Source organism: Vibrio sp. S11_S32 (genome assembly GCF_014694465.1).
In the GTDB taxonomy this organism is placed as follows: domain Bacteria; phylum Pseudomonadota; class Gammaproteobacteria; order Enterobacterales; family Vibrionaceae; genus Vibrio; species Vibrio algicola.
This window is the reverse complement of the sequence record NZ_JAAUWS010000013.1, coordinates 58,394-71,597: the sequence shown is the minus strand read 5'-3', so window position 1 is coordinate 71,597 and position 13,204 is coordinate 58,394. Positions and strand designations below refer to the sequence as shown.

General features: G+C 44.9%; 7 protein-coding genes. 3 read left to right on the top strand and 4 right to left on the bottom strand.

Translation table 11 applies throughout. The annotated features are described in order from the left end of the window. Positions 1–414: 414 nt before the first annotated feature. The 4 genes from acnB to hrpB all read right to left on the bottom strand — a co-directional run bounded on the left by acnB (position 415) and on the right by hrpB (position 10,668). Positions 415–3,012, bottom strand: a complete 2,598-nt coding sequence (gene acnB / locus HC723_RS09020; protein WP_190338828.1) for a bifunctional aconitate hydratase 2/2-methylisocitrate dehydratase — start codon at positions 3,010–3,012, stop codon at positions 415–417. A gap of 300 nt (positions 3,013–3,312) precedes the next feature. After that, complete coding sequence (locus HC723_RS09015; protein WP_190338834.1) at positions 3,313–5,586, bottom strand: patatin-like phospholipase family protein; 2,274 nt, start codon at positions 5,584–5,586, stop codon at positions 3,313–3,315. 138 nt (positions 5,587–5,724) lie between these two features. Continuing rightward, entirely contained in the window at positions 5,725–8,106 is a 2,382-nt protein-coding gene (gene mrcB, locus HC723_RS09010; RefSeq protein WP_190338833.1) for a penicillin-binding protein 1B, read from the bottom strand. A 9-nt stretch (positions 8,107–8,115) separates the two neighbouring features. Next, positions 8,116–10,668, bottom strand: coding sequence for an ATP-dependent helicase HrpB (gene hrpB / locus HC723_RS09005; protein WP_274601935.1), 2,553 nt, complete (start codon positions 10,666–10,668; stop codon positions 8,116–8,118). Positions 10,669–10,770: 102 nt separating this feature from the next. On the opposite strand from hrpB, the gene sfsA reads away from it, so the two are divergent. The 3 genes from sfsA (at position 10,771) to gluQRS (ending at position 13,122) form a co-directional block, all read left to right on the top strand. After that, entirely contained in the window at positions 10,771–11,493 is a 723-nt protein-coding gene (sfsA, locus tag HC723_RS09000) for a DNA/RNA nuclease SfsA (RefSeq protein ID WP_153446043.1), read from the top strand. 145 nt (positions 11,494–11,638) lie between these two features. Further along, on the top strand, positions 11,639–12,088 hold the full coding sequence (gene dksA / locus HC723_RS08995) for an RNA polymerase-binding protein DksA (protein WP_153446041.1): 450 nt from the start codon (positions 11,639–11,641) through the stop codon (positions 12,086–12,088). Between the two features lie 158 nt (positions 12,089–12,246). Beyond that, on the top strand, positions 12,247–13,122 hold the full coding sequence (gene gluQRS, locus HC723_RS08990; protein WP_153446039.1) for a tRNA glutamyl-Q(34) synthetase GluQRS: 876 nt from the start codon (positions 12,247–12,249) through the stop codon (positions 13,120–13,122). The last annotated feature ends 82 nt before the right edge of the window (positions 13,123–13,204 follow it).

Here is a 13,204-nt window from a genome sequence, read left to right as displayed (position 1 = left end):
TGGCCTCTCAGCATGGTCAGTTGTGTCCGAAATCGTCACAGCCGTGACGAATCGACAGCCCTACCCAAACGTATTCGGTTTTTAACGTTCACCAGCCCTGTCAATAGGGTGCTGGTGAACGCTTACGAAATGTTGATTACAATCATCAAAACTATCTGGTAATCCTTGCCGATTAAAACTCTCGATAACCGCATTTTAGTAGTACAGTAATTTGTACCACTTAGTTAGAAATTCAGACTCTACCGTTAGCCAGTAACGTCCTAGCCATTCAGATTATCTTTCCTTTAGTCGGCGGACTTTACGGTCTTGCAAGCAGACAAGTTTGCCAACTTTTCTCGGCAAACGAAAAAAAACCGCTGAAATTTCAGCGGCTTTTGTATTTCTAACTTCTATAAACCTTGACCTCTAAGCGCCTTATGCTGGCTCTTGGAAAATCACAGTGTCAGCTTTTTTGGTGTAGCTTGCCATTTTATGGAAGTTCAAATAGCGATAAGTATCGGCTGCGGTGGCGTTAATTTGCTCGGCATATTGCATGTATTCCGCCATAGTAGGAATACGCCCTAAAATAGCACCAACGGCAGATAATTCAGCCGAGGCCAAATACACGTTGGCACCAGTACCCAAACGGTTCGGGAAGTTACGGGTTGAGGTCGACATCACCGTTGCGCTGTCTTCAACTCGAGCTTGGTTACCCATACACAATGAACAGCCCGGAGTTTCAATACGTACTCCAGCACGACCAAAGATGCCGTAATAGCCTTCTTCGGTGAGTTGGTCGCGGTCCATCTTAGTTGGCGGAGCAACCCAAAGACGCGTATCAAGCGAACCTTTGTGCTTCTCTAGCAGTTTACCTGCGGCGCGGAAATGACCGATGTTAGTCATGCAAGAACCAATAAACACTTCATCAATTTGAGTGCCCTGCACTTCCGACAATAAACGCGCATCATCTGGATCGTTTGGCGCACAAAGAACCGGCTCTTTAATATCGGCCAGATCAATCTCAATCACATGAGCATATTCAGCGTCTTTATCTGCGCTCATTAGCTCAGGGTTGGCTAGCCACTCTTCCATTGCTTTAATACGGCGCTCGATAGTACGACGATCGCCGTAACCTTCCGAGATCATCCATTTTAGCATTACAACGTTCGAGTTTAAGTATTCAGCAATCGACTCTTCCGATAACTTAACCGTACAACCTGCTGCTGAACGCTCAGCCGATGCATCGGATAATTCAAACGCTTGCTCAATGGTTAAATGCTCAAGACCTTCGATCTCAAGAATACGACCAGAGAACTCATTCACTTTGCCCGCTTTAGCAACGGTTAATAGCCCTTTTTGGATCGCCACATAAGGAATGGCATGTACCAAATCACGCAAGGTGATACCCGGTTGCATGTCGCCTTTAAAGCGCACCAAAATAGATTCCGGCATATCCAATGGCATAACGCCAGTCGCAGCAGCAAAGGCCACTAAACCAGAACCAGCGGGGAATGAAATCCCTAATGGGAAACGTGTATGCGAATCACCACCCGTACCAACGGTATCAGGCAGAAGCATACGGTTTAACCAAGAGTGAATGATACCATCGCCAGGGCGCAGTGCGACGCCGCCACGGTTCATAATGAAATCAGGTAGCGTATGGTGAGTATTCACATCAATAGGTTTTGGGTAAGCCGAAGTATGACAGAACGACTGCATGGTTAAATCAGCTGAGAAACCAAGACAAGCTAAGTCTTTAAGTTCATCACGCGTCATAGGGCCAGTAGTATCTTGCGAGCCCACCGTCGTCATTTTCGGTTCACAGTAAGTATCTGGGCGAACACCGGCTACGCCACATGCTTTACCCACCATTTTTTGCGCTAAGGTAAAGCCTTTGCCTGAATCGGCTACCGGTACTGGGCGACGGAAGACTTTAGAAGGCTCTAGATCTAATGCGGTACGCGCACGATCGGTTAAGCCGCGGCCAATGATCAACGGAATACGTCCACCGGCACGCACTTCATCATAAAGCACATCGGTTTTTAGTTTAAAGGTTGAAATCACTTCATCAGTGCCATGTTTGCATACTTTTCCGTCGTGCGGATAAATATCAATCACATCACCCATGTCCATTTTAGACACATCAAGCTCAATCGGCAGCGCGCCAGCATCTTCCATGGTATTAAAGAAGATCGGTGCAATTTTACCGCCAAGACAGAAACCACCCGCACGTTTATTTGGCACATAAGGAATATCATCCCCCATTAACCAAAGCACTGAGTTAGTCGCCGATTTACGCGAAGAACCGGTACCGACAACATCACCAACGTAAACTAATTGGTGGCCTTTTTCTTTTAGCGCTTCAATTTGTTTGATTGGGCCAATTTCGCCCGCTTGATCAGGTTCGATACCTTCGCGGGCATTTTTCAGCATCGCAAGAGCATGTAATGGAATGTCTGGACGAGACCATGCATCCGGTGCAGGAGACAGATCATCGGTATTGGTTTCGCCAGTCACTTTAAATACGGTTAATGTCACTTTGTCAGCAGTTTGTGGTTTTTTCAAGAACCAATCTGCATCTGCCCAAGCTTGAAGAACTTGTTGCGCAGAAGCGTTACCCGCTTTGGCTTTTTCTTCAACATCATGGAAAGAATCGAACATCAACAAAGTATGAGACAGGGCTTCAACCGCGATCGGCGCAAGCAAATCATCGTCTAAAAAGCTGATTAAGGGTTCAATGTTATAACCGCCTTGCATGGTGCCAAGCAGTTCGGCCGCTTTTTCACGGCTAATTAATGGCGATTGCGCTTCATCTTTGGCGACAGCGGTTAGAAAACCAGCTTTAACATAAGCCGCTTCATCTACCCCTGGTGGGATGCGGTTTTCAAGTAAATCGATAAGAACGCTTTCTTCACCTTGAGGTGGATTTTTTAGCAATTCTACCAGAGCAGCAACCTGCTCTGCGTCTAAAGGTTTTGCGACAATTCCTTCAGCAGCACGCTCTTCGACGTGTTTACGGTAAGCTTCAAGCACGACTTCTTCCTCTCATTGCGGTTCGCCCTTTCTCTAGAGTGTATTGAAGGGGAACATCCTTGGAAATTGACTTCCTATCGACTTAGTATGAATAAAATAAGATTAATTATGCATACTCAAATACGACATAGAGCCCATATTTTGTACAATATAATAACAAATTTAACGAAGCATTAAAATCCAGCGAGTTTGACCACGCTTGCAAAATCGGAACTAATTTACTGAAATTTAGCCAATATCGACTATGGCGATCTTAGTTGCCTATGTATACCCTTATGTATCCGCATGCATTCGCCTTTATCAAAAAGAAGAACCAACAATTAGATATACGGACTCGAACCCTTGCTCTGTTTGTCCATAAGCTAACATTATTGGCCCTACAGGCGAATCAATGCCAGTAAAGAGCGAGCCGGCAAAATACATAGAATCGGTATCAAGTTTTTTATTAGGATCGACCCAAACACCACCATATTCTAATGAAGCACCTAAATAAACTGGCGATTGGAATAAACCAAAATCATTCTCAAACCATTTATAGCGATAAACCAAACTGCTAAAGGCTTTATTGCTGCCCGTTAAACTGTCTTTAGGCAGGCCAGATAAATTAAGAAAACCACCGAGTTCACGCGGCGCAATAGGAACTATCGCATGACGGCTATCAATGGTCTCATATTCCACCTGAGCGACTAATGAATGCTTTTTATAATGTTCAGCCACCATCAATTTGGCTGAAATTTCTGATACGATATCTTTACTGGTATTCCCACTATCTTCGGTTTCATCTTGCGACAACAAATACTGCAAATCCGCGTAATAGCCTTTAGTTGGAAAATTGACATCATTTAAGGTGTCAAAACGATAACGTACATACGCACCTTGGCGAGTATAATCATAATCTCCAGCAGCAGGCAGACCGGTAATCGATGTGTTGCCATCGGTGTAGCGGATCCCAACTCGAAACTCTTGCCATAAGGTTGGTTGAAAACCGAGTGCAATGTCCCCAACCCAGCGAATGTAATCCACTGGTAATGAGTTTTCAGTATCAGACAAACTGGTCGACGTATCGATAGAATTAGAGTTGAGGGAGTTTTTAGGTATAAATATACTCGATTTTTCATCGCTATAACTGCCAGAAAACGAGGTGAAGAAATTCTGGTTATAAGACATCGGGACATACAACTCAAACCCGATAAGCTTATCCGTTCCTATTTCAAAGTTGGTTCTGAGTTCCGCACCATCATCGCTAAGATCAGTAAAGTTGCTGGTTAAACCAATCGAATATTTACTCGAGTTTTTAAAGTTATCTTCTAATGAGAAACGAAAGTCTAAATAATTAGGCCCCCATTCTTTTTCATTAACATCAATCGTGAGGTCCGCTTTACCATCTTCGGTTTCGGTATATTGATACGAGATACGTTCAAACCGGTCTAAAGCATATAAATCCCGCACTTTGGTCTCTATCTCATCACTGGTATAGGTTTCACCTGCTTCAATATCTAAACGATGACGCAGTAATTTTTCATTATAGTGGCTGTTATTGATGATATTCACTTTCGCCAGTTGTAAATCCGAACCGCTATGGATTTTTTCTCGAATGGCATTTTTTTTATTTTGATAAGCAAGATAATCTAACTCTGGAATTGAGTAGGCTTGTAAGATTTTTTTATTTTGTTCGGCTACTTGATAGCCCTGCTTTAACGCCTCTGGCATTTCAGCAAAATCGGTGGTCGACATGTTACCCACATGAGGTTTAAGTAAAACATCCGTATCATGCAGTTTTTCACTTTGCTCTTGAGTGCTGCGACGGACCAAATAATTAGAGAGTTGATTGCCGACAGTCAAAAAAGTGGTTAATTGGTCTCCGGTGAGATAATCGGTACTAATATCGACCGCAATAATAATATCAGCGCCCATTTCTCGCGCAATATCGACTGGCATATTATTGGTCACACCGCCATCCACCAGCAGCATACCTCGATATTTATACGGAGGGAGTGCGCCTGGCACCGACATACTGGCCATCATGGCATCCACGATTTCACCATCTTTTAGTACCACAGGTTTAAGGGCGAGGATATCGGTGGCGACTGCTCGATAGTGAATAGGAAGATCATCAAAAGATCGAAATGCAGGAATATTTTTGGTGCTTTGACGCAGGATGTGCAGCATATTTTGCCCTTGCACTACCCCTTTAGGCACTTGAACCCCAATCCAGCGCAAACCAAGATCGGTGTGCAGTTGGTAACGATCATCATACACTTTATCACGTATGCGCCGCTCACTACGCTCAACTCGGTCGTGGTAACCGGAGTTCCAGTCAATTTCATATAAGGTTTTTTCTATTTCATCCGCATCCATGCCTAGCGCATAAAGACCGCCTACATACGACCCCATACTGGTACCGGTAACAATATCAACCGGAATACGCATTTCCTCTAAGGCTTTCAACACCCCAATATGCGCTGCGCCTTTAGCTCCGCCTCCCGCCAACACCACTGCAATAGTAGGGCGAGACTGGCCATCTGCCATTATTTCTTCGGCATTCGATGCTGTGCTTATGCTAAATAACAACATAGGCAATAAACACCAGGCATAGTCAATAAGACGCTGTTTCAATCGATAATCCTTATCTTTGTCATTCAACCTTGAACATCTCATTAAATCATAACCGGATGTTTTTGCCTCTATTTAACTGACTTTAATTTGCTTTTTTTAGAGGCTAAACAAATCTTTAATCCAACGTTTCGGACTATTGTTACACTTATCTTTTATCTCACCATTTTTATCCCACATCGGCAAATCAATATTACCAGAACAATCTTGCTCATAACCCCCAGCGGAAGTGGCATCAAAGTGATCAGTGGCAATGTTTTTAGGCCACGGCAAGGTCAGTTTTTCTGGGGCACGTTGTGATAAGTAATCGGCATAAATACGCAGTGAACCACTGGCACCGGTTAATTTAGTCGGCTTGTTATCATCACGCCCGGTCCAAATGGTCACCACTTCTCGCCCATCAACCCCGACAAACCAACTGTCACGTAGATCGTTACTGGTGCCGGTTTTGGCCGCCAGCGTTGCCCAACCATATTTCGATTGCAGGTAACGACTGGTGCCTTCACTCACCACTCGCTTCATAATGTAGGTAGTGAGCCAAGCGGCTTGTTGCGGCACCTGTTGCGAGGCTTTAGGCACGCTTTGATACAACACATTGCCATCCACATCGGTCACATTACGCAACGCGGTTAAGCGCGCACGTTTGCCTGAGTTGGTAATGGTCTGGAACATTTGCGCCACTTGATATGGCGTAAGTGAATATGAACCTAAAAACATAGATGGAACCGGACGGATCTCTTGTCTATCTACGCCGAGTTTTTCTAAAGTATCCATCACAGCAGGAATACCAACTTGCATGCCTAAGTTCACGGTTGGCACATTTAACGATTTGGCCATCGCTTGATACAAAGGCACTTCACCACGGAATTTTCGGTCGTAGTTTTTCGGTGACCATTTTTTGCCTTGTTTATTGGTCAGCGTGATCGGCCTATCAGGCAAGGTGGTGGCTAAATTGTACTTATCGGTTTGCTCTAATGCGGTGAGGTAAACAGACGGTTTTGCCAACGAGCCAATTTGTCGGCTGGCACTTAATGCGCGGTTAAAGCCATCGTAACCCGCTTGACGTCCACCCACCATGGCGCGGATCTCTCCGGTTTGACGATCCACCGCGACTACGGCGGTTTCTAAACCTTTACCTGAACGTTTTTCCAGTTTTGGCAATGTGCGCTTCACCGACGCTTCTAGGTAGCTTTGCGAAACAGGATCAAGAGTGGTGAATAAACGCAAACCAGTATCAGCTTTAAATTTATCACCCACTTTATCTTTTAGCTCAATTTGCAGTTGCTCAAAATAGGCTGGCTGACGACGACCAAGATGCGGATTTTTTTGCAGATCCAACGGACGAGTGGCGGCGTCATTATATTGAGTTGGGCTTAAAATATTTTGACGCATCATCAATTCAAGCACCAAATCACGGCGTTCTTGAGTCAGTTCAGGGCGACGAACAGGATTGTAATACGATGGTCCTTTCACCATACCAACTAACATCGCCAGCTGATCGATGCGCAATTCTTGCAACGGTTGGCCAAAGTAATAGCGCGATGCTAACGCAAAACCGTGGATCGCTTCGCCGCCATTTTGCCCTAAATACACCTCATTCAAATAGGCTTCTAAAATGCGATCTTTGCTAAAACGATGATCTAAGATCATCGCAATATAGGCTTCTTTAAATTTACGCCAGAAGGTTTTTTCACTGCTGAAGAATAAGTTTTTAGCCAACTGTTGAGTTAAAGTACTTCCTCCTTGTACTGCGCGACCGGCTTTAAGATTCACCACAAACGCACGCGCAATCGCCACGGGTGAAACACCGCCGTGATGGTAAAAATTCCGGTCCTCAGTCGAAAGCAGTGCTTGCACCATCGCTTCAGGGAATTGCTCTCGCTTTAAAAATAAGCGTGTTTCAGATTTTTTTGCTTCGAGCATGCCCAGCATCTTAGGCTCGATACGTAAAAATCCTAGATCAGCTTTAGAGTCTAATGATTGAATACGGCTCAGTTCATTGCCTTTGAAATACAGCATCACATGACGCGCCGGCTCTGGGCCATTTTCAAAATCAAACGGACGGCGGATCAACTCAATTTTGGTTGATGAGGCCGAATACTCCCCTTCCCGCATTGGGTTGGCGACTTTGCGGTAATTCAATACATCCAATTCTTGGCGTAATTTGGCTACCGAAATTTCAGTGCCGGGCGCTAAATTTAAGACTCGCGCGTACACGACGGTAGGCAGTTCAAATAGCTGACCAGAAAAGCGTTGGGTCACCACATTATTAAAATAAAAACCGGCTGCCACCATAAATGCAATAAACACCAAACCGAGCTTCCAACCAATACTCCATAACTTTTTGAGTAAGGTTTTTTTCGGCTTCTTCGGCTTGGTTTTACGCCCACGCGCCGGCCCCGCTTTACGCGTTGAAGTCGTGGTTTTGCTTTTTCGCTTAGCGGTTGTGGTGGTGCTTTTTTTTGGAGTCGTCAATCTAATGCCTTTATTTTATTTGTTAAAATTGCGCTTGGTTTTCGCTGTCGCCTCATGTGTTGCAGGGTTATCTGGCCACACATGCTTTGGGTATCGACCTTTCATTTCTCTTTGCACTTCTTTGTAGGAGCCTTGCCAAAAACCGGCTAAATCTTGCGTGATTTGTAATGGCCTTTGCGCCGGTGAGAGTAACTCTAACACCAACTTTTTTTGCCCTTGGGCGATCAACGGTGAATCCGACTCACCAAACATTTCTTGCATTCGCACCGACAACACCGGCTGCGACTTATCTTGATAGCGGATCGCTTTACGATTTCCGGTTGGCAAAGTGTAATGGGTCGGCAACCATTCATCGATAGATTTATTTAATGGCCACGCTAAATAGGCCAACAAGGCTTGGGTTAGATTGACCTTTTTTAATTGCGCGACCGTTTCTATGTTTAGCATGTACGGTGCCAGCCAATGTTCGAGTTGTGCTAAAAGATCGCTATCGTCTAATAATGGCCATGCTTCATTGGGTAACCAATCTCGCCCATTGCGCATGCGGTGTAATAAATTATTACTGCTGTCATTCCAAGGCAGCGCCGACAACCCTTTGCGGCGAATATAATCCAATAATGCCGAGGTGATAAGTTCTGGCTCCGGTTTTGGCAAGCGGCGACGTTCTAATACCAGTTGACCGATCCGTTGCTGCTGTTCGGCAATGATTTTACCTTTACTATCATCCCATTGCACTTGAGTTTTCGCTTGAATCAAATGCGGTAACTCGTTTTGTATTTCGCGCACATCAATGCTAACCGCAGTAAAAATTTGGCTGTTAACCGCGCTGGCAGGCGAAAATTTATTTGCCACGGTACGCATCACATCTATCGCGACAATCATCGCTTCTGCTGCTAATCCATCATGCTCTGGCATGGAGGCGCCATGACCATTTGCCAGAATATACTCACCTAACGAGCCGGCGCGTTGCATCGCAATTCTATCGGGAAACGCGATGGCTGCACAGACGCCAAATAATCCTGCATCGACCGATGACACTGAAAACTGACTATTGAATGCACTTATGTTTAATTGCTTGATTTTACTCGCCAGTTGTTGGCTACGTTGGTTTAGACGCACCGTTTTAGGGTGCGATTTTTGCTGCCAACGATGCAAACTGTGGCTGATATCAAGTACCGATTTTTCAGGCTCTTCTAATAACGCCACCAGCGCAATCGCTGCCGACACCGTTTTAGCGCCTAAAGCTTGCGCCTTTAATATCATCGCGGCAAGTCTTGGTTCAACACCTAACCCTTGGCTAAGTTTGGCCATTGAGGTCAACTGCCCGTTAACATCGAGTAAACCTAAGGTTTGCAGTAAATCTTTGGCTTGAGATAAATTGGATTGCGGCGGATTATCCAACCACATCAGCTCATCGGCTTGCAAGGCACCCCATTGAATAAGCTCCATTTGCAATGAGGTTAAGTCACTGCGCAGAATTTCGGGTAACGGCACTTTCACTTGTTGTTGCAACATTTCTTGGCTGTATAAGCGAATGCAGATCCCCGCTTCTAAACGCCCTGCTCGTCCGGCGCGCTGCTCGGCCGAAGATTGCGCGATCATGTGTTGATCGAGCTTGGTAATACCGGTTTTAGGATCAAACTTAGCACTGCGCTCAAGACCAGAGTCGATCACCATACGGATCCCTTCAATGGTTAAGCTGGTTTCGGCAATATTGGTGGCCAAACAGATCTTCCGTCGTCCTCTCATGCTCGGTTGGATCGCCATTTGCTGCGCTTGATGATCAAGTTGACCGTATAAAGGACAAATATCGATATTATTTAAATTGGCATGGTGTTGTTTTTGCTGTACTAAGGCTTGTTGCAACCGCACAATATCGCCCACACCGGGCAGAAATACCAACATAGAGCCCGATTGTTGCGCCATCCAACGCGGGATCAACTGAGCTAAACGTGGCACTAGGTATTCATTGGGTTTTAATGGCGAATAATGGTATTCAATCGGGTAACCACGCCCTTGTGATTCAATATATTGCGCATCGGGCAATAAGGTACACAAAGCTTGTTGGTCGAGCGTGGCGGACATCACCAAGATCTTAAGATCGTCGCGCAATGCCTGTTGCACTTCCAAGCCAAAGGCCAAAGCGGTATCGGCGTGAATGCTACGCTCATGGAATTCATCAAAAATAATCAGATCAATGCCGCTTAGCTCGGGATCGGATTGGATCATCTTGGTCATTACCCCTTCGGTGACAATCTCAAGCCGAGTCTTGGCGCTGACTTTAGAATCGCCTTTAATGCGGTAACCGACCGTTTCACCAACACTTTCGCCAAGCTGTTTAGCCAAATAATGCGCAATATTACGCGCTGCTAATCGTCGCGGCTCCATCATAATGATTTTACCACTCAAGTGCGCCACATCACCGACTTGTTGCTGCAATAAGCACAGTGGCAGGTGAGTCGACTTCCCCGCTCCTGGCGCCGCTTTTAAGATCACTTGCTCGCTTGAACCGATCGCTTGTAATAGCGCAGGCATTACTTCAATGATCGGTAATGAAGCGCTCGGCAAGGTGGCATTTGATGGCGGATTAGCAGGCAGCTGTGACAATGTAAAACCCTTATGTCATGATAAATCGCAGTGATTCTACCCAAATAATACTCTGGATGCCCGATGAAGTTTACTCCGCCGCTACAACCTGCGACATTAATTCAGCGTTATAAGCGTTTTTTAACCGATGTCACCTTACCCAATGGTGAACAAAGAACCATACATTGTGCCAATACCGGCGCCATGACCGGATGCGCAGAACCCGGCAATCAAGTTTGGTATTCAACCTCAAGTAACCTCAAACGCAAATATCCCAATAGTTGGGAGATCTCGGTCGATCCACAAGATCATCATATTTGTGTCAACACCATTCGCGCCAATGCATTAGTAGTTGAAGCGATAGAAAATGGCGTTATTGACGAGCTAAGCGGTTATAACGAACTCAAAACCGAAGTGAAATATGGCACAGAAAACAGCAGAATTGATGTGATGCTAACCGCCAGCGATCGGCCTAATTGCTATATTGAAGTCAAAAGCGTCACGCTATTAGATCAAACGGATACCGATTCAGGCCAAGGGTATTTTCCTGATGCAGTCACCACTCGCGGACAAAAACATTTACGCGAATTAATCCAAGTAGTGGGATCGGGTCAGCGAGCCATTCTGTTATTTGCGGTTTTGCATACTGGCATTGAAAAAGTCTCAGCCGCCTACCATATTGATGCCGACTATTCACAATTATTAACCCAAGCGAAAGCGTTAGGCGTTGAAGTACTGTGCTATAAAGCAGATATATCAGCCAATGCGATGAATTTAACATCTAAGATTGAATTCATTGATGTTTGATGAATATTGCATCAAACGGCTGCATTTCACTTAACAGAACTCACATTCAATTAAAGATATGTTTGCCAAGCCGATCGCTTTCTGCTATATGTACCGCCCTAAATTAGTCAGCCATTGATTAATGAAGAGCAAGTAGGAGCGCTGTATGCCAGAATCAACTATTAAAAAATCGCTAGGCATTCTAGCTATTGCGGGTGTTGGACCATATCAAGAGCAAGCTGGTGAAGAGTACATGTCACCAGAGCAAATGGACCACTTCAGAAAAATTTTACGAGCATGGCGTGACCAACTTCATACCGAAGTGAACCGCACTATGACTCACATGAAAGATGAAGCTTCAAACTTTCCAGATCCTGTTGATCGTGCTTCTCAAGAAGAAGAGTTTAGCTTAGAACTTCGTAACCGAGATCGTGAACGTCGCCTAATCAAAAAAATCGAAAAAACTTTAATGAAAATTGAAGATGACGATTTTGGCTTCTGTGATTCTTGTGGTATCGAGATTGGTATTCGCCGTCTTGAAGCTCGTCCAACTGCCGATCTTTGTATCGACTGTAAGACACTCGCAGAGCTAAAAGAGAAGCAAATGCAAGGCTAATACCTGTTACTTTGATTGGTATAAGCTCACGCTGCATTTCGAGAACCGAGGGTTGAATTTATTCCCTCTCGGCTCTCGAAGCGTTTTAAGCTTTCGCCAATCAATCGTCACCCATTAATAAGCCTCATCAAATAATCCTTAGACCAAATCTCATCTCTATGACTCAGTATATCGGTCGCTTTGCCCCTTCCCCTTCTGGACCACTGCATTTTGGTTCTATGGTTGCCGCTCTTGGTAGCTATTTTCAAGCGAAATCACAACATGGCCAATGGTTGGTTCGTATCGAAGATCTCGATCCTCCACGTGAAATGGCGGGCGCAGCAAGTTTGATCTTAAAAACCTTGGAGAGTTATGGCCTGCATTGGGATCAAGATGTCATCTATCAAAGTCAACGCCACCCTATTTATCAGCAACAAATTGATGATTGGCTCGACAGCGGCTTAGGTTATTATTGCCAATGCAGTCGCAAACAAATTAAACAAGATGGCGGTTTCTATTTAGGTCATTGCCGAGATAAAAACTTACCCGCTACGGATTGCTCAGTGCGATTAGTGATTGATACCCCAGTCACTCAATTTGTCGATCAAAAACACGGCATCATTGATATTCCAACCGATCTGGCGCAAGAAGACTTTATTATTAAACGCCGAGATGGTTTGTTTGCTTATAATCTTGCGGTGGTGTTAGACGATATCGCGCAAGGGATCACTGAAGTGGTGCGTGGCGCTGATTTAATTGAGCCCACCGGACGCCAAATTAATCTGTATCGTTACCTCAATCACCCCGAAGTGAAATACTTACATTTACCGTTAGCAATCAATGCCCATGGCGATAAATTATCCAAACAAAATCATGCCCCTGCGGTGGATTTAGCCAACCCGAAACCTGTCATTATATTGGCAATGCAATTTCTTGGGTTTTCCCTGCCAGATGACTTTCAATCGGCTAATATAGAACAGATGTTAGCTTGGGGTTGCCAGCATTGGGCGTTAAGCCAGTTGCCAAGCACACTGTCTGCACCTTGCCCATTCTAAAATCATCCAAGCTGAGCTATTATATGGCAAAATTTTATCCTTAAATCGAAGCAAGAGTTTCAGCTTTAAGGGTTGTTGAATA

Bases quoted from the DNA above. Each gene is read 5' to 3' on its own strand.
- HC723_RS09015 (WP_190338834.1), bottom strand. From the start codon at position 5,586: ATGTTGTTATTTAGCATAAGCACAGCATCGAATGCCGAAGAAATAATG.
- sfsA (WP_153446043.1), top strand. From the start codon at position 10,771: ATGAAGTTTACTCCGCCGCTACAACCTGCGACATTAATTCAGCGTTAT.
- dksA (WP_153446041.1), top strand. From the start codon at position 11,639: ATGCCAGAATCAACTATTAAAAAATCGCTAGGCATTCTAGCTATTGCG.
- gluQRS (WP_153446039.1), top strand. From the start codon at position 12,247: ATGACTCAGTATATCGGTCGCTTTGCCCCTTCCCCTTCTGGACCACTG.